The sequence below is a fragment of the Acidovorax sp. GW821-FHT10E04 genome (assembly GCF_059415185.1).
The window spans coordinates 931,955-949,102 of sequence record NZ_JBWKMT010000001.1 but is presented as its reverse complement, the minus strand read 5'-3'; the positions used below and the strand labels follow the sequence as shown (position 1 = coordinate 949,102).

13 protein-coding genes are annotated in these 17,148 nt (G+C 68.7%); 2 read left to right on the top strand and 11 right to left on the bottom strand.

Annotated elements, in window-relative coordinates:
- Nucleotides 1-88: 88 nt before the first annotated feature.
- From AC07OC_RS04330 to AC07OC_RS04280, 11 genes are all read right to left on the bottom strand, one after another.
- Nucleotides 89-763: a GntR family transcriptional regulator gene (locus AC07OC_RS04330; RefSeq protein WP_218295178.1), complete on the bottom strand. Its 675-nt coding sequence runs from the start codon at nucleotides 761-763 to the stop codon at nucleotides 89-91.
- 104 nt (nucleotides 764-867) lie between these two features.
- The gene (locus AC07OC_RS04325) at nucleotides 868-1,869 is read right to left on the bottom strand and encodes a TRAP transporter substrate-binding protein (protein ID WP_218295177.1); all 1,002 of its coding nucleotides are present in this window, start codon (nucleotides 1,867-1,869) and stop codon (nucleotides 868-870) included.
- 57 nt (nucleotides 1,870-1,926) lie between these two features.
- Nucleotides 1,927-3,192: a TRAP transporter large permease gene (locus AC07OC_RS04320; protein WP_218295176.1), complete on the bottom strand. Its 1,266-nt coding sequence runs from the start codon at nucleotides 3,190-3,192 to the stop codon at nucleotides 1,927-1,929.
- A gap of 16 nt (nucleotides 3,193-3,208) precedes the next feature.
- Complete coding sequence (locus AC07OC_RS04315; RefSeq protein WP_218295175.1) at nucleotides 3,209-3,847, bottom strand: TRAP transporter small permease; 639 nt, start codon at nucleotides 3,845-3,847, stop codon at nucleotides 3,209-3,211.
- Between the two features lie 128 nt (nucleotides 3,848-3,975).
- Nucleotides 3,976-5,022, bottom strand: coding sequence for an Ldh family oxidoreductase (locus tag AC07OC_RS04310; protein WP_218338695.1), 1,047 nt, complete (start codon nucleotides 5,020-5,022; stop codon nucleotides 3,976-3,978).
- Complete coding sequence (locus AC07OC_RS04305) at nucleotides 5,019-6,320, bottom strand: NAD(P)/FAD-dependent oxidoreductase (protein WP_218338694.1); 1,302 nt, start codon at nucleotides 6,318-6,320, stop codon at nucleotides 5,019-5,021. Before AC07OC_RS04305 ends, AC07OC_RS04310 begins: the two co-directional genes overlap by 4 nt.
- Complete coding sequence (locus AC07OC_RS04300; RefSeq protein ID WP_218338693.1) at nucleotides 6,317-6,592, bottom strand: 2Fe-2S iron-sulfur cluster-binding protein; 276 nt, start codon at nucleotides 6,590-6,592, stop codon at nucleotides 6,317-6,319. Before AC07OC_RS04300 ends, AC07OC_RS04305 begins: the two co-directional genes overlap by 4 nt.
- Nucleotides 6,589-7,710, bottom strand: a complete 1,122-nt coding sequence (locus tag AC07OC_RS04295; protein ID WP_218338692.1) for an NAD(P)/FAD-dependent oxidoreductase — start codon at nucleotides 7,708-7,710, stop codon at nucleotides 6,589-6,591. Before AC07OC_RS04295 ends, AC07OC_RS04300 begins: the two co-directional genes overlap by 4 nt.
- Before the next feature lie 36 nt (nucleotides 7,711-7,746).
- Nucleotides 7,747-8,685, bottom strand: a complete 939-nt coding sequence (locus AC07OC_RS04290) for a 4-hydroxyproline epimerase (RefSeq protein ID WP_218339071.1) — start codon at nucleotides 8,683-8,685, stop codon at nucleotides 7,747-7,749.
- Between the two features lie 85 nt (nucleotides 8,686-8,770).
- Complete coding sequence (locus AC07OC_RS04285; RefSeq protein ID WP_218338691.1) at nucleotides 8,771-9,913, bottom strand: branched-chain amino acid ABC transporter substrate-binding protein; 1,143 nt, start codon at nucleotides 9,911-9,913, stop codon at nucleotides 8,771-8,773.
- A gap of 82 nt (nucleotides 9,914-9,995) precedes the next feature.
- Complete coding sequence (locus AC07OC_RS04280) at nucleotides 9,996-10,910, bottom strand: dihydrodipicolinate synthase family protein (protein ID WP_218338690.1); 915 nt, start codon at nucleotides 10,908-10,910, stop codon at nucleotides 9,996-9,998.
- Nucleotides 10,911-11,384: 474 nt separating this feature from the next.
- On the opposite strand from AC07OC_RS04280, the gene alaS reads away from it, so the two are divergent.
- Together alaS and AC07OC_RS04270 are read left to right on the top strand one after the other, a co-directional pair.
- Nucleotides 11,385-14,018 carry an alanine--tRNA ligase gene (alaS, locus tag AC07OC_RS04275; RefSeq protein WP_218338689.1) on the top strand — a complete coding sequence of 878 codons (2,634 nt, stop codon included), beginning with the start codon at nucleotides 11,385-11,387 and terminating at the stop codon, nucleotides 14,016-14,018.
- A 98-nt stretch (nucleotides 14,019-14,116) separates the two neighbouring features.
- Complete coding sequence (locus AC07OC_RS04270; protein ID WP_218338688.1) at nucleotides 14,117-17,095, top strand: HD domain-containing phosphohydrolase; 2,979 nt, start codon at nucleotides 14,117-14,119, stop codon at nucleotides 17,093-17,095.
- Nucleotides 17,096-17,148: the final 53 nt, after the last annotated feature.

The window sequence follows — 17,148 nt, the reverse complement described above, 5'->3', positions numbered from 1 at the left end:
GATTTAGTGCCTTTCAGGCCCCGGGCGCAGAGTGGTAAAGCGCTGGAAGCTATCCTATTTATAGCAAATCGGTGCTCTGTGCCCTGTCTTACTGGTCGATGATGCGCCGCGCGAACCGCTCCAGGTAGTCCATGAGCTGCTCCGCACCGGCCACGGCCCTCGCTTCGTCGCCCGTGGCGATGCCCTGGGCCAGGTGCATGTGGGCGCGCGCGCCCTCGGACACCTCGCCCTCGTGCTGGTAGGCGTACCAGAACCGGCGGCACTGCACGATGAGCGGCGACACGCATTTGACGGCCGAGTGGTTCTGGCTGGCCTGGTGCGTCACCACGTCCAGCTCGTGGTCGGCCAGCATGTAGTCGTCCAGATGGCCGCGCGCGGCGGCGTCCACCATCTTTTCCGCGCAGCGCACGATGGCCTGGCGCTGCGGCGCGGTGGCGCGGCGTGCCGCGCACGAGGCAACCAGGCGTTCCAGCACGCGGCGTGTCTGGATCACGTCCAGGTGGTCGGCCAGGTCGATGTGCGATACCAGCAGCCCGCGCCGGGGCTGCTGCGCGATGAGTCCGATGGAGACCATGCGCAGCAGCGCCTCGCGCACCGGGGTGCGGCCCAGGCCGGTGCTTTCGGCGATCTCGGCCTCGACCACCGGACTGCCGGGCTGCAGTTGCAGCGTGGAGATCATGGCTTCGATGGCGTCGTAGGCCACGTCGGCCGCGCGCCGTTTGGGGGCGGGGTCTCGCGGGAGGGATGCGCTGCTCGGTTTCATGCTGGGGGAATGGCGTTCGTTGTCCTGGCCGCGGGGGCGCGGTGCCGCATCTTAGAACCTGTTGGCGGTCCGTGGCACGGGGAGCGCTCCCGCCCGCACCCTTCCTACAGGCCCGCGCCCGCCTTGCGCAGCTCGGCGATCTGAGGAGCCTTGGGCAGCCACAGCTTGTCGAACTCCTGGATGATGCCGTCGGGGTTGTAGCTGGAGGCGCTCTTGAACGCGATGCCCGAGCCCTTGAACTTCTCGATCAGGCCGGCTTCCGTGGTGACGATGTCGTTGATCTGGGCGTCCAGCGTCTGGGCCACCAGCTTGCGGATCAGCTCCTTGTCCTTGGCATCCAGGCCCTGCCAGATGCGGCCCGACACCAGCGGGGCAAAGGGCATGAAGAGGGCGTTCATCTGCAGCAGGGTCTTGGAAACCTTGTCGAAGCGCTGGTTCCACGAGAACTCGATGTCGGCTTCCAGCCCATCCACCTGGCCGTTGCTCATGGCGTCGAACACGGCGGGCGTGGGAATGGGCGTCGGGGCGGCGCCCAGCAACTGGTAGAAGTCGCGGTACACGGGGGTGGGGTTGATGCGCAGCTTCATGCCCTTGAGGTCGGTCGGCACCGCGATGTCCTTGGTGGCGAACACCGCGCGCATGCCGGTGATGCCCCAGCCCAGCCCGATGGTGCCGGTCTCGCGCGGCAGCACCTCCAGCAGCTTCAGCGCGGCGGGGGTGCGCACCAGCTTGGCCACCGCGGGGGTCGAGCGCACCAGGTAGGGCGCGTTGATGGCCGCCACGCTCGCCACCCGCGAGCCCAGCTCTGCGGCCTGGATCCAGCCCATGTCCAGGGCGCCGGATTGCAGCTGCTGCATCATGGCCGTCTCGTTGCCCAGCTGGCCCGAGTGGAACACGGTCACGCTCAGGCGGCCATCGGTCTCTTTCTTCAGCGCTTCGCCGAACTGCAGCGCGGCGCGGTTCCATGAGTGCCCCGCCGGGGTGATCAGGCCCAGGCGGAATTCCTTGGCATCGGCGGCGAGCACGACGGACGGAAAGCCCAGCGGGGCCGCTGCGGCGGCTGCCGCGGCGGTGGACTGGATGAAGTGGCGGCGGGAAATGGTCATGGTGAACTCCTGGAAGTTGTGCGAGGCAATGCGAAGAGGGCGAAGGGATGGAGCCGCTTACTTGATCAGGGCAAGCGACAGGCTGGGGAACAGGGAGAGCATCACCAGCGCCACGCAGCTGATGAGGAAGAAGGGCAGGGTGACGATGAACATCTTGCCGGGCTTGGCGCCGGTGACGGCGGCCGCGACGAAGAAGCTCAGCCCCACGGGCGGCGACATCAGGCCCAGCACCAGGTTGATCACCACCACCACGCCGAAGTGGCGCGGGTCGATGTGGTAGATGTCGGTGGCGATGGGCAGCAGGATGGGCACGGTCATGATCAGCCCGGGGATGCCGTCGATCACGGTGCCGATGACCAGCAGGATGACGTTGACCAGCAGCAGGAAGGTGATCGGGTCGTGCGCCACGGTCTGGATCCAGGCCGCCACCATCTGCGGCACCTTGCCGTAGATCAGCAGCCAGGAAAACACCGCGGCGGCGGCCACCAGGAACAGCACGATGGCCGAGTAGATGGCCGAGCGCAGCAGGATGGCGGGCATGGAGCCGAGCCGGAATTCCTTGGTCACATACCGCCCCACCAGCGCCGCGGCCAGGGCGCCCACGGCGGCCGCTTCGGTCGGATTGGCCAGGCCGCCCAGGATGGAGCCCACGATCACGATCGGGATCAGCAGGGTGGGGCTGGATGTCACCACGGTGCGGGCCCGCTGCGCCAGCGTGCGCCTTTCGCTGCGCGGGTAGTCGTAGATGAAACCCATCAGCGCGATGATGATGAAGAACAGGATGGTGAGCAGGATGCCCGGCAGGATGCCCGCGATGAGCATGTCGCCCACGGCCACCTGTGCCAGCACGCTGTAGACCACGAACATCACTGAAGGTGGAATGATCGGCCCCAGCATGCCGCCGTAGACCGTGAGGCCGGCGGCGAAGGTCTTGTCGTAGCCCTGCTTTTCCATCTCGGGCACCATCACCTGGGACATGATGGCCACCTGGGCCGTGGCCGAGCCGATGATGGACGAGACCAGCATGTTGGCCAGGATGTTCACGTAGGCCAGGCCTCCCTTGACGGAGCCGACGAAGGCCATCGACATGTCCACCAGGCGGCGCGTGATGCCGCCGCTGTTCATGATCTCGCCGATCAGGATGAACAGCGGAATGGCGATGAGCCCATAGCTGTCCACCCCCGCGAACATCTGCATGGGAAAGGACTGGAACAGCACGGTGTTGCCGGTGCTGAAGATGTACGCGATGCCCGAGATGCACAGGCACACGCCGATGGGCACGCCCACCATGAGGGCCGCGCAGAAGAAGAGGGAAGTGAACATGGGGCGGGCTCCGGGGTCAGTTCACGGCGTCGGCGCTGACGACGTCGAAACCAGGGTGGCTGCGGCGCGGCGCCAGGCCCATGTCCTCGATGAGGTTGGCCAGCGCGTGCAGCGTGAAGGTGAGGGAAAACAGCGGCAGGATCAGCTGCAGCACCCAGGTGGGCCAGTTCAGGGTCTGGGTGCGCTCGGTGTAGAGGAAGTTGAAGGTCTCGGCACCGAATTCCTTGGCGTCGAAGCCGTAGCGGGCGATGCCCACCGGGTCCATCCACAGCCAGCACATCACCAGCATGGCGATGCCAAACAGCAGCACCCCCGTGGTGGCGATGATCTTGGCCGCCTTGGCCCATTTCTCGGAGAGCTTCTCGGTCAGCATGCCCACCGCGAAGTCCATGCGCAGCCGTGTCATCACCGAGGCCCCCACGAAGGTCAGCCAGACCACGGTGTAGACCGCCGCCTCGTCGATCCAGTAAATGGGAAAGCCGGTGTAGCGGGTGGCCACGTTCAGCAGGATCAGCGCCACCAGCAAGGTCATCAGGGCGGTGAGGCAGTTGCGCTCCGCGCGCAGCACCAGGCTGGACAGGGCGAGGACCGCGCGGGCCGGCGCTGCGGGCGCGGGCCCGCCGGGTGGGGTGGGAGAAGCGGTGGCGGTGGACATGGGGTGGGCTCCGTGGTCTGGGTGTCGGGAATGGGGCGCCGGTTTAAATATCTTCTTGATATATGTAGAAGCAAGATGAATGCCCGCGGGTGGCGCGCTTACCGGTCGGCGCGCCCGCGCTGCCGGGTTCAGCCTGCCATCGCGAGGATCTCTTCGTACAGGGCGCGCGGCACCGCCGCGCCCTCGGCCAGGCTGAGCGCCCGGGCGGCGAAGCGGCGCTGCGAGGGCAGCCGGGCGCCCTGGCCGGTGATGGCATCGAACATCGCCTCGGCACGCGCCTGGTGAGGGGCCGCATCGCCGCCCGCAAACTGGGCGGGGTCGAAGGCCAGCACCAGTTCGCCATGCAGGGGCGTGGCGCCTGCGCCCGCGTCGTGGGCGATGGATTCGCGGCTGGTCCAGTCGCCGATCAGCGTGCCGGCCATGAGCTCGACCATGGTGGCCAGGGCCGAGCCCTTGTGCCCGCCAAAGGTGCGCATGGCGCCCCGGGCCACGGCCACCGGATCGGTGGAAGGCCGGCCCTGGCCGTCCACCCCGCAGCCCTCGGGCAGGGGCTGGCCCGCGCGGCGGTGCAGCTCCAGGTCGCCGCGCGCGATGGCGCTGGTGGCGAAGTCGAACACATAGGGGTGGGGACCCGGGCGTGGCCAGCCGAAGGCGATGGGGTTGGTGCCGAAGACGGGCTGGTGCCCGCCGGCCGGCGCCACCCAGGCGTGGCTGGGCGTGAGTGCCAGGGCCGCCAGGCCGTGGGCGGTGAGGGCCTCGATCTCGGGCCACAGTGCCGAGAAGTGCACGCAGCGGTTGATGACCAGCGCACCCATGCCGTGGCGGCGGGTGGCCTCCACCAGCGCGGGCAGGCCTTGTTCGAAAGCCAGGGGTGAAAACGCCCCCTGGGCGTCCACCCGCACGACCGGGCCAGAGCCCGCCTGCAGCACTGGCAGGGCCTGCAGCTCCACCTTGCCGGTGCGCACCGTGTGGGCACAGCTGGTGAGCCGGTAGACGCCGTGCGACTGGCAGGCATCACGCTGCCCGGCCACGATGACGCGGGCCATGGCGCCCGCGTGGGCTTCGCCCAGGCCCAGACGCAGCAGCATGGCACGCGCCAGGGCCATCAGGTCGTCCAGGGGGACGTGCACCATCGCGGAGCTGGCGGGGGCGGGAAGGGGAGTGGTGTCGTTCATGGGCGGATGCCGGTGGATTCGTCCACCGGGGTGGGGCATTGCGCCAGCGTGCCGATGCGCGCGGGCGCCAGCAGATGGCGGGGTGGGGCGGGCGTCCAGCCGAACAGCGCATGGGTGGCGGCACCACACACGCGGCCCTGGCAGGCGCCCATGCCGCAGCGCGTGTGCAGCTTGGCGTCGATCCAGCTGCTGCGGGAGGCCAGCTCGCGCAAGGGCACGTCTTCGCAGCGGCAGACGAGGGTGTCCGGGGCGGCCAGCTGGCGCACCGCCTCGCCGAGCTCGAACTGGGTGCGCAGCAGGTCCGCGAAACCTTGCCAGCGGGCCAGGGCGGCTTGGCGGGCCTGGGCCCGGGCCGTGTCGCCTGCGGCGGCATGCCCCGCGATGGCGCCCTGTGCCAGCGCGCGTTCGCTGCCGCCAAAGCCGGTACATTCCCCTGCGGCGTACACATGGGGCACGCTGGTGGCCATGAGGCCGTCCACCTGCAGGCCTTGGCGATCGTTGAGCGCGCAGCCCAGCAGTTGGCCCATCTGGGTGTTGGGCACCAGCCCAAAGCCGCAGGCAAGCCGGTCGCAGGCCAGGGTTTCCTGGCGCGTGCCGCGCTGGATCCGCACGGCCTCCAGCCGGTCCTGGCCCTGTGCATGCAGCACGTGGCTGGAGGCGCGCCAGTGGTGGTTGAACAGGGTCGTTGCCTGCAGCGCCTTGGCGGGCCAGCGCGGCAGCTGCAGCGCGAAGGCGGCCAGGGCCCGCCAGGAAGCCTGTTCGGCAATGCGGATGACCTGGGCGCCGGCCTTGCGGGCGGTGTCGGCGCAGGCCAGCAGCAGGGGACCGGTGCCGGCCACCACGATGCGCTGGCCCTGCACCGGCAAGCCGGCCTTGATCAGCGCCTGCAGTCCGCCGGCGCCGGTCACGCCGGGTAGCGTCCAGCCGGGAAAGGGCAGCAGCAGCTCCCGTGCTCCGTTGCACAGCACCAGGCGGTGGCTGTGCTGGATCCAGCCCTGTTCGGCGTCTTCCAGCAGCAAGGCGGGGGCATCTTGCGGCGCCGAGGGGCCACCCAGCCCCACCACGCGCGTGCCGCACAGCAGGCGGATGTTCGGGTAGCGCTCCAGCGCCTCGCGGTGCTGGCGAGCGAGCGGGGGCAGGGTGCTGCCGGGGCCGTCGCGCCAGATCTGTCCGCCGGGATGGATGTTGTCGTCCACGAGGGTGATGGCAAGGCCCCGGGGCGCCGCCGCCAGGGCGGCCGCCATGCCGGCGGGACCGGCGCCGATGATCAGCAGATCGCAGCGCTGGTGGGGGGTCATGGCATGCCTCTCTGCGGCTGGCCGCGTGTGTCGATCACCATGCCGTCGGTGCACAGGGTCTGGCAGGCCAGGCGCTGGCGGCCGTCCACAAGCACCCGGCACTCGTGGCAGATGCCCATGCCGCAGAAAGGCGCACGGCGCTCGCCGGTGACCGACGTGCGGGCGCAGCCCGGAGGCAGCAGGGCCAGGGCCGCCGCGACGCTGTGGCCCGGTGCCAGCTCGATGGTGGTGCCGTCGATGACGGCGTGTACCAGGGGAGTGGATGTGCTCATGCCGCCAGGCCTTCCAGGCTGAAGCGCTGCGCCGCGAAGGGGGCGGGGTCCAGGGGCGGGGGCCCACCGGTCAGCTGCGCCGCCAGTAACTCGGCGGTGGCGGGGGCGGTGGTCACGCCCAGGCCTTCGTGGCCCACGGCCAGCCAGAGCTGGTCGCGGGTGGGGTGGCGCCCGATGATGGGCAGGCTGTCGGGCGTGGTGGCGCGAAATCCCGTCCAGGTGCGGATGGCGTTCAGCCCGGCCAGGCCGGGCATGTAGTCCAAGGCGCGGCGCAGCATCCGGGCCAGCACGTCCTGGTCGATGGCCGGGTCGGTGGTGTCGAACTGGCGCGATGAGCCCAGCAGCAGTTGCCCGGTGGGCCGGGGCTGCAGGTTGAACGCCACGGAGGTGCCGTCGGTCTGGTGGGCGTTGCTGATGTAGCCCAGCTCCACCAGCTGGTGCCGCACCACGCCGGGGTAGCGGTCGGTGATGAGCAGGTGGCCCTTCTTGGGGCGGATGGGGAGCTCGGGGCACAAGCGCGTGGCATGGATGCCGGCGGCCAGCACCACGGCCTGGGCTTCGCGCCAGCTGCCGTCCACCAGCTGCACCCGGCCGCCCTCGATGCGGCATGCCTCGGCCTGCTCGACGCGGATCTGGCGCGGTGCCTGCTGCAGCAGCCACTGGGCGGCATTGGGGGCATACACCACGCTGTCGCCGGGCACCTTCAGTGCGCCCCGCAGTCCGGGGCGCAGGGCGGGTTCCAGGCGCCGCAGGGTGGCGGCGTCCAGCAGGTCACAGGGCAGGCCGTGGCGCTGCAGGCGCTGGGCTTTTTCTTCGGCGCCGGCCATCTCGGCGTCGTTGGCGGCCAGCCAGAGCGTGCCGCAGTTGGTGTAGGCGCAGCCGGGCTGGTCGGCCGTCATCCGTGGTCCCCACGCATGCCAGAGCGCCAGGGATGCCTGGCTCAGCGCCAGCTCGGCGGGGTTGTCGTCCATCACCACCAGGTGGCCCATACCGGCCGCCGTGGCGGCGCCCAGCCGGGCGTCCAGCACCAGCACATGCAGGCCACGGCCTGCGAGGACATGGGCGCAGGCCGCGCCGACGATGCCTGCTCCGATGACGATGACGTCCGCGTGTCGCATGGTGCCTGCCGGGTGGGTGTGCCTGAAAAGAGGGCCTTAGAGCCGGATGCCCCAGCCGAAGGGGTCGCTGGCCTCGATCAGCAGCGTGGCCTCGGCGCTCATGTGGGCCGTGCCGCGCAGCGTGGGGATGATCCTGCCGGCCTGGGTGTCGGGTTCGTAGCGTGCCTCGAAGCTGCTGCCGATGATGCTGGCCTGGCGCCACGCCTGGCCGGGCTGCAGCGTGCCGTCGGCCGCCAGGCAGGCCAGCTTGGCGCTGGTGCCGGTGCCGCAGGGCGAGCGGTCGTAGGCACCGCCCGGGCAGAGCACGAAGTTGCGGCTGTCGGCCACGTCGTCGTCGACAAAGAGCTCGATGTGGTCGATCTCGCCGCCGTTGTCGCCGCGGACGCCCTGGTCCTTCAGGGCCTGCTGGATGGCGCTGGTGTAGTCGGTCAGCGCCTGCAGGTTGTCGCTGGCCACGCGCTGGCCGTGCTCGCTCATCAGAAAGAACCAGTTGCCGCCCCAGGCCACGTCGCCCGTGACGGTGCCGATGCCCGGCACCGTGAGCGACAGGCCCTGGTGCAGCCGGTAGGCCGGCACGTTGCGCACGCTGACCGAGCCGTCCTCGTGCAGCGTGGTCATCACCGTGCCCACGGGTGTCTCGATGCCGTGCTCGCCCGGCTCGATGCGGCCCAGGTAGGCCAGCGAGGCCACCAGGCCGATGGTGCCGTGGCCGCACATGCCGAGGTAGCCGGTGTTGTTGAAGAACACCACGCCCGCCGCATTGGCCGGGTCCTGCGGGGCGCACAGCAGCGCGCCCACGATCACGTCGTTGCCGCGCGGCTCGAGCACCGTGGCCGCGCGCCAGGCATCGTGCTGGCTGGCCAGCAGGGCGCGGCGCTCTGCCATGCTGCCGGTGCCCAGGTCGGGAAAGCCGCCCACCACGAGCCGCGTGGGTTCACCCCCGGTGTGGGAGTCGAGGATCTGTATGCGTTGCATGCGGGTGTCGTGGGTCATGGTCGGTCACATGGCAGAAAGGTGCAGGCATCGTAGCGGCGGGCCGCCACGATTTCGCGGCGGAGTTTCAATAGCTGGCCAGCGGCACGGGGGCGGCGTTCTTGAACGTGAGCACCGTGATGGGAGCCTGCTTGAGGTTGCCCTTGTCGTCGTAGGCATAGGTGCCCGCCACGCCCTGGTGGCTGCCCTGGAGCATCTGCGCGCCGACCTTGGCGGGTTCCACGGACTGGGCTTTCTGCATGGCATCGGCCATGAACATCACCTGGTCGTAGTAGGACGCCGCATAGGCATCGGCATCCAGCTTGAAGCGCGCCTTGTATTTCGCCTTGAAGGCCGGGCCGCTCGCGGCCTTGTCGAGCATGGTGCCGCCCTGGGCGCAGAACACGGTGTCGTTCACCGCTTCGCCACCGAGCTTGCCGACCTCGGGGCTGCACAGCGTGTCGCCACCCAAGAGCTTGGCCGTGAGGCCCAGCTGCTTCATCTGCCGCGCCATGGGCGCGGCCTGCGGGGCGTAGCCGCCAAAGAAGATGGCCTGCGGCTGCTTGCCCTTGAGGCTGGTGAGGATGGACAGGAAATCGGTGGACTTGTCGGTCGTGAACTCCTGGCCCACCACGGTCAGGCCCTGCTTCTTCGCCTCCTTGGTGAACTGGTCGGCCACGCCCTGGCCGAAGGCGGTGCGGTCGTCGATCACCGCCACCTGCTTGACCTTGAGCACCTGGGCGGCATACACGGCCATGTTCGAGCCGATCTGGGTGTCGCTGGCGATGATGCGGAACAGGTTCTTGTAGCCGTTCTCGGTGACCCTGGGGTTGGTGCCCACGGTGGAGACCATGGCCCCGCCTTCGCTGTAGACACGTGAGGCGGGAATGGCCACGCCCGAGCAGTACGGTCCCATGACGAACTTCACGCCGCTGTCCACCATCTTCTGCGCCACGCTCACCCCGGTGCGGGCGTCGCACTGGTCGTCCTCGGACACGAGGTCGAACTTCAGGGTCTTGCCCCCCACCACGATCTTCTTCGCGTTGAGCTCCTCGACGGCCAGGCGCACGCCGTTCTCGTTGTCCTTGCCCGCGAAGGCATTGGGGCCGGAGAGCGGGCCGCTGTGGCCGATCTTGACCAGCTGTTCCTGGGCGCCGGCATGTGTGGCCAGCATCAGCGCCGCGATGGCGGCGGGCGTCAGGGTCCGAAATCCGAAAGATGCACGTGTCATGGGAAACCTCTTGTATGTGCGAAGGGGAAGGGCCGCTGTTGTCTCCTGCGGCCCGGGGGGCAGCCTGTCGGTCGATACCGTCTCAGGCCACGGACTGGTACTCGGCGGGGCGTGTGTCCAGCGCCTTCCTGACGATGCGCTCGATGAAGGCGCGCTCCTCGCCAATCAGGGGCAGGCGCGGGCGGCGCATGTGCTCGGTGCCCACACCCACCAGCAGGTCGATCAGCTTGAGGTTCTGCACGAGCTTGGTGGAGACGTCGAGGTGCAGCATGGGCGTCATCCATTGGTAGAGCTTGAGTGCCTCGGCAAAGCGGCCGGCCTTCATCAGGTCGTACAGCGCCACGGTCTCGCGCGGGAAGGCGCAGCCCACGCCGGCCAGCAGGCCGTCGCAGCCCAGCGCCAGGCCCTCGTAGGCCAGGTCGTCCACGCCCAGGAAGATCTGGTAGCGGTCGCCCAGCGCGATGCGCAGGTCGGTCACGCGGCGGATGTTGTCGGTGCTTTCCTTGATGGCTTCGATCCACTTGCAGTCCGCCAGCTCGGCGAAGTGCTCGGGCTTGAGGTCCACGCGGTAGGCCACCGGGTTGTTGTAGACCATCACCGGCTTCTGCGCGGCCTCGGCCATGGTGCGCACGTTCAGCATGGCTTCGCGCGCGTCGGCGACGTAGATCACCGAGGGCATGACCATGTAGCCGGCCACTCCGAGCTTGTTGCCGCCGTCGATGTAGCGCAGGGCTTCCCGGGTGCTGGTCTCCGAGACATTCGCCAGCACGGGGATGCGGCCGTCGGCGGCTTCCAGTGCGATCTTGGCGACCTGCAGCTTTTCTTCCAGCGAGAGGGTGCTGGCTTCACCCAGCGAGCCGCAGGTCACCAGGCCGTGGATACCGTTGCGGATCTGGAAGTCGATGTGGCGCGCCGTGCCTTCGGCATCGATGCTCTCGTCGGCGTGGAACTTGGTGGTGATGGCGGGGAAGATGCCTTGCCAGCGGGGATGGTTCATGGATGGACTCCTGAGGAAAAAGAAGGATGGGAAAGGGCGGGGGTGGGTGGTGACGATAAAGTAGCGTTGCTGTAAATATATTAAGAAGATATTTAAAATATCTTGTCAGGGTATTTAGCATCTTGCGTGCCAGCCGGATTTGCGCTTGGATGGTCCCAAAGCGGGTGTCCCGGGCGCCGGCATGCCCCGCAGCGGGGCGCGGGCGGCCCCAGCGCAGTGCGCGGGGTGGATGCATGCCCGGCGCAGGTGCGCCCAGGGCCCGGGCCTGGCCGAGGTGTCCCCGCACCCGGTTGCCCGGTTGACCTATCGGCAGGCCGCCCGTGCCCGGGCGGCATTGAATGAAGGGGCCTCCAGGGCCGGAGGCCGGTTCAGGCCGCCGTCTCGATAGAATCCGTGGTTCTCCCCATAAACCGGGTGGCCGCGCCGCGTGCGCGAGGCCCCTCACTGATCCAGGCCTGTTGCCCCTTTTCGCACATGACCCACAACACCACGCCTTCGTTCTCGGTTGCCGACATCCGCAAGTCCTTCCTGGATTTCTTTGCCTCCAAGGGCCACACCATCGTGGCCTCGAGCTCGCTGGTGCCGGGCAACGACCCCACGCTGATGTTCACCAACTCCGGCATGGTGCAGTTCAAGGACGTGTTCCTGGGCACCGACAAGCGCCCCTACAACCGCGCCGTGTCGGTGCAGGCCTGCCTGCGCGCCGGCGGCAAGCACAATGACCTGGAGAACGTGGGCTACACCGCGCGCCACCACACCTTCTTCGAGATGCTGGGCAACTGGAGCTTTGGCGACTACTTCAAGCGCGAGTCGCTGAAATGGGCCTGGGAACTTCTCACCACCGTGTACAAGCTGCCGCCCGAGCGCCTGCTGGCCACCGTGTACGAAGAGGACGACGAAGCCTACGACATCTGGACCAAGGAAATCGGCCTGCCGCCAGAGCGCGTGATCCGCATCGGCGACAACAAGGGCGGCCGCTACAAGTCCGACAACTTCTGGATGATGGCCGACACCGGTCCCTGCGGCCCCTGCAGCGAGATCTTCTACGACCACGGCGACCACATTCCCGGCGGCCCCCCCGGCAGCCCCGATGAAGACGGCGACCGCTTCATCGAGATCTGGAACAACGTGTTCATGCAGTTCGACATGGCCGAAGACGGCTCGGTCACGCCGCTGCCCGCGCCCTGCGTGGACACGGGCATGGGCCTGGAGCGCCTGGCCGCGATCCTGCAGCACGTGCACAGCAACTACGAGATCGACCTGTTCGACGCGCTGATCAAGGCCGCCGGCCGCGAGACCGGCGTGGCCGACCTGAACAACAAGAGCCTGCGCGTGATCGCCGACCACATCCGCGCCACCGCCTTCCTGGTGAGCGACGGCGTGATCCCCAGCAACGAAGGCCGCGGCTACGTGCAGCGCCGCATCGTGCGCCGCGCCATCCGCCACGGCTACAAGCTGGGCAAGAAGACGCCGTTTTTCCACAAGCTGGTGGGCGAGCTGGTGCGCCTGATGGGCGACGCCTACCCCAAGCTGCGCGAGCAGGAGCAGCGCATCACCGACGTGCTCAAGGCCGAGGAAGAGCGCTTCTTCGAGACCCTGGCCAATGGCATGGAGATTCTGGACGCAGCCCTGGGCGGTGGCGCCAAGGTGCTGCCCGGCGACGTGGCCTTCAAGCTGCACGACACCTACGGCTTCCCGCTGGACCTGACCAACGACGTGTGCCGCGAGCGCGACGTCGAGGTGGACGAGGCCGGTTTCAAGGTCGCCATGGAAAAACAGAAGGCCCAGGCCCGCGCCGCTGGCAAGTTCAAGATGGACAAGGCGCTGGAGTACACCGGCGCGGCCAACCAGTTCACCGGCTACGAACACCTGGCGGAAACTGCAAAGATCGTAGCTATCTACGTGGACGGGACAAGCGCTGCCGCCCTGAAGAGTGGTCAAAACGGCGTGGTGGTGCTCGACACGACCCCGTTCTATGCCGAAAGCGGCGGCCAGGTGGGCGACGAAGGCGTCATCACCAGTGGCTCGGCCCGCTTCGCGGTGGGCGACACGCTCAAGATCAAGGCCGACGTGTATGGCCACCACGGCACGCTCGAAGAGGGCACCCTGAACGTGGGCGACACCGTGCAGGCCCAGGTGAACACGGCCGTGCGTGCGGCCACGGTGCGCAACCACTCGGTGACGCACATCATGCACAAGGCCCTGCGCGAAGTGCTGGGCGGCCACGTGCAGCAAAAGGGCAGCCTGGTCAATGCCGACCGCACCCGCTTCGACTTCACGCACAACGGCGCCGTCACCGCAGCGGAAATCCGCGAGGTGGAGCGCCGCGTGAACGAGGAAATCCTGGCCAACCAGCCCACGCAGGCCCGCGTGATGGACATCGAGTCGGCCCAGAAGACCGGTGCCGTGATGCTGTTCGGCGAGAAATACGGTGAAACCGTGCGCGTGCTGGACATCGGCACCAGCCGCGAACTGTGCGGCGGCACGCACGTGCAGCGCACCGGCGACATCGGCCTGTTCAAGGTGGTCGCCGAAGGCGGCGTGGCCGCGGGCGTGCGCCGTATCGAAGCCGTGACCGGCGCCAACGCGCTCGCCTACCTGCAGCAGCTTGAAGACACCGTGACCCAGGCCGCCGGTACGCTGAAGGCCCCCGTGAGCGAACTCAATGGCCGGATCGCCCAGGCACTCGACAACGCGCGCGCGCTGGAGAAGGAAGTGGCGGCGCTCAAGGGCAAGCTGGCGTCCAACCAAGGCGACGAGCTGGTGAACCAGGCCGTCGATGTGAAGGGCCTCAAGGTACTGGCCGCTGCCTTGCCCGGCGCCGACGCCAAGACCCTGCGCGACACCATGGACAAGCTCAAGGACAAGCTCAAGACCGCCGCGATCGTGCTGGCCGCCGTCGATGGCGACAAGGTGCAGATCGCCGCCGGCGTCACGGCCGACAGCGTGGGCCGCCTGAAGGCGGGCGAGCTGGTCAACTTCGTGGCCCAGCAAGTGGGCGGCAAGGGCGGCGGCAAGCCCGACATGGCCATGGCGGGCGGCACCGATGCCTCCAGCCTGCCCGCGGCGCTCGCCTCGGTGGCCGGCTGGGTGGCGCAGAAAATCTGAGGACCTGGACGCCCTGCGGAGCGGTGGTCCGGGCGGCCACCGCCGAGCGGCGAAATAGGGGATGACGGGCCACCGCCTTTCCCCCTACATTGGTGCGCATGGACACCCTGCGCGAAAGCCCGCCAGAGCCCGAGCCAGGCCATGGCGCCCGCTCCAGCCCCTCCTCAGCCCAGGGGGCTGACGGACTGCCCTGGTGGCGGCGCATCACCGTTCCGTTCGAGGTGGTGATCGCCTCGGTGGTGGTGTCCGCCATGCTGTTGCTCACGGTGGTGCTGGTCTACCAGGTGGGTACCAGCGCGCGGGAGGCGATCATCGCGGCCTCGGACGACAGCGCCCGGCACATCAGCCAGCTGATCAGCGAAAGGGTGCACCACATCGTGGACCCCGCCGATGCCACGATCAGGCTGCTCGCGTTCGATCCCATTGCCTCGGCGACCAGCCTGCAGGCCCGGCTGCGCCGCCTGCCGGTGTTTGCGCGCCTGCTGGAGCAAAATCCCTTGCTGTCGGCGGTTTTCATCGGATATGCCGACGGGCAGTTCCTGCTGGTGCGGCCGCTGCGCGATGCGCAACTGCGCACGCGGCTGGACGCGCCGGCGCAGGCCGCGTTCCTGCTCCAGTCGATGGCCCGCGAGCGCGGCACCGCAGGCCTGGTGGGGCGCTGGAGCTACTACGACGCGCAGCTGCGCCTGCTCGAATCCTCCGTGCGCCCTGGCTACCTCTACGATCCCCGCTCGCGCCCCTGGTACGCCGAAGCGGCAGACAAGAACACGCAGATACTGACCGCGCCCTATGTGTTCTTCACCACGCAGGAGGTGGGGGTCACGCTGAGCCAGCCCAGCGAGGACGGGCGCGCCGTGATCGGCCTGGACGTGGCGCTCACCGACCTCGGGAGGGAGATTGGCAGCCTGCGGCTGATGCCCCGCACCGAGATCGCCGTGGTGGACCCGGCCCAGCGCGTGCTGGCGTATCCGGACATGTCGCGCGTGCTGCTGCGCGAGGGTGGGGAGACCAGCCTCAAGCTGCGCACGCTGAAGGAGCTGGGTGTGCCCAGCCTGCAGGCCCTGGGCGGCGGGGGGACGGCGAAGGGGCCGTCGCGCCGCTTCATGGCCGATGGCGAGGAGTGGCTCGCCACGGTGCTGCCCCTGAAATCGCAGCGTTGGCAGGGGCTGCACATCCTGATGGCGATCCCCACCGCCGAACTGCTGGCGGATGTGAATCAGAACCTGTGGCGCCAGGTATGGCTGTCCCTGGGGCTCATCGTGCTGATGCTGCCCGTGGGATGGATGGCCGGGCGGCGCGTGGGGCGCAGCCTTTCGGGGCTGGCCACCCAGGCGCAGGCGCTGGCGCGGTTCGATTTCCGGCGGCCGGCGCACCGCCTGTCGCCCGTGCGCGAGGTGCGCGAACTGGGCCAGGTGATGGACCGCATGTCGGACACCATCCAGGAGTTTCTGCACATCACCCACCACATCAGTGCCGAGTCGCGCATGGAGCTCATGCTGTCCAGCGTGCTCTACGAACTGGTGCGTGCCACCAGCTGCACGGGCGGGGCGGTGTACCTGGTGGAGGAGCAGCGGGCGGGGCTGCTGCGCACGGCGCGGTACTGCGAAGACCCCGAGCACCAGCCACGGTACCCGGAGCACCTGCCCATGGTGCATTTCATCAACCATGCCGAGCCGCAGCCCGGCGACCAGGAGGAGGGCGATGGGGACGCCATGCCCCAGCGCGTGCTGCGCGTGCAGTTGCGCACGCGCGATGGGCAACCCCTGGGCCTGCTGGTGCTGCGCTACCTGTCGGACCCGCGGCAGGAGGATGTCCATTTCCGGGCGTTTGTCGAGAAGCTGTCCGGCACCTTGTCGGTGGCGATTGAAACGCGCGGCCTGATCGAGGGGCAAAAGAAGCTGTTCGACGCCGTCATCCGCCTGCTGGCCGATGCCATCGATGCGAAAAGCCCCTACACGGGGGGGCACTGCGAGCGTGTGCCGCAATTGGCCGAATCCCTCATGCAGCGCATGTGCGAGGCGAAGGAGGGGCCTTTCGCGCAGGTGGCGATGACCGATGCCGAACGCTACGAGTTCCGTCTGGGCGCCTGGCTGCACGACTGCGGCAAGGTCACCAGCCCCGAGCACATCATCGACAAGGCCACCAAGCTGGAGGCGCTGTACAACCGCATCCACGAGGTGCGCATGCGCTTCGAGGTGCTGTGGCGCGATGCCGAGCTGGACTACTGGAAGCAGCATGTCTCCGGCGTGGACCCGGTGCGCCTGCAGCGCGAGCTGCTGCAGCGGCGCGACCGGCTGCAGGAAGAGTTCGCCTTCGTAGCGCGATGCAACGTAGGGGGCGAATTCATGGCCGATGCGGACGTGCAGCGGCTCGCCGGGATTGCCCGCCAGGTGTGGCAGCGGCATTTCGACGACCGGCTGGGCCTGTCGATGGCGGAGATGGGGCGCCTGGCGGACGTGCCGGTGCGCCCCCTGCCCGCCAACGAGCCCCTGCTGGCCGACCGGGCCGAGCACATCGTGCCCTGGGGTTCCCGGCGCCCGCCGGTGGAGGCGGGCAACCCGGCCAACAAATGGGGCTTCGACATGGCGCTGCCGTCCCAGGAGGCGCATCTGGGCGAGTTGCACAACCTGTCGATACGGCGCGGAACCCTGACCGCGGAAGACCGCTTCAAGATCAACGACCATATCGTGCAGACCATCGTCATGCTCAGCGGCCTGCCGTTTCCGCCGCACCTGGCGCGTGTGCCGTCCATCGCGGGCTCGCACCATGAAAAGCTCGATGGCACCGGCTACCCGCGGCGCCTCAAGGCGGCGCAGCTGACACTGGCGGACCGCGTGATGACGCTGGCCGACATCTTCGAGGCGCTGACGGCGGCGGACCGTCCGTACAAGGCCCCCAAGACCTTGTCCGAGTCGCTCCGGATCATGGCCCACATGGTGCGTGACCGCCATATCGATGCCGAGGTGTTCCGCTTCTTCCTGTCCAGCGGGGTGTGGCTGGACTACGCCGAGCGCTTCCTGCCTGCCGCGCAGCGCGATGCGGTGGATGTGCCGGCCCTCGTGGCGTCGCTGGACTGACGGCGCGCGCCGGGTACGGGCGCTGCCTCCTTCGAGCGGCTGCGGCGCGATGG

Excerpts from the sequence above, each read along its gene's own strand:
- AC07OC_RS04310 (WP_218338695.1), bottom strand. The coding sequence starts at position 5,022 with ATGAACGACACCACTCCCCTTCCCGCCCCCGCCAGCTCCGCGATGGTG.
- AC07OC_RS04290 (WP_218339071.1), bottom strand. The coding sequence starts at position 8,685 with ATGCAACGCATACAGATCCTCGACTCCCACACCGGGGGTGAACCCACG.
- AC07OC_RS04300 (WP_218338693.1), bottom strand. The coding sequence starts at position 6,592 with ATGAGCACATCCACTCCCCTGGTACACGCCGTCATCGACGGCACCACC.
- AC07OC_RS04330 (WP_218295178.1), bottom strand. The coding sequence starts at position 763 with ATGAAACCGAGCAGCGCATCCCTCCCGCGAGACCCCGCCCCCAAACGG.
- AC07OC_RS04280 (WP_218338690.1), bottom strand. The coding sequence starts at position 10,910 with ATGAACCATCCCCGCTGGCAAGGCATCTTCCCCGCCATCACCACCAAG.
- alaS (WP_218338689.1), top strand. The coding sequence starts at position 11,385 with ATGACCCACAACACCACGCCTTCGTTCTCGGTTGCCGACATCCGCAAG.
- AC07OC_RS04325 (WP_218295177.1), bottom strand. The coding sequence starts at position 1,869 with ATGACCATTTCCCGCCGCCACTTCATCCAGTCCACCGCCGCGGCAGCC.
- AC07OC_RS04285 (WP_218338691.1), bottom strand. The coding sequence starts at position 9,913 with ATGACACGTGCATCTTTCGGATTTCGGACCCTGACGCCCGCCGCCATC.
- AC07OC_RS04320 (WP_218295176.1), bottom strand. The coding sequence starts at position 3,192 with ATGTTCACTTCCCTCTTCTTCTGCGCGGCCCTCATGGTGGGCGTGCCC.
- AC07OC_RS04315 (WP_218295175.1), bottom strand. The coding sequence starts at position 3,847 with ATGTCCACCGCCACCGCTTCTCCCACCCCACCCGGCGGGCCCGCGCCC.
- AC07OC_RS04305 (WP_218338694.1), bottom strand. The coding sequence starts at position 6,320 with ATGACCCCCCACCAGCGCTGCGATCTGCTGATCATCGGCGCCGGTCCC.
- AC07OC_RS04295 (WP_218338692.1), bottom strand. The coding sequence starts at position 7,710 with ATGCGACACGCGGACGTCATCGTCATCGGAGCAGGCATCGTCGGCGCG.
- AC07OC_RS04270 (WP_218338688.1), top strand. The coding sequence starts at position 14,117 with ATGGACACCCTGCGCGAAAGCCCGCCAGAGCCCGAGCCAGGCCATGGC.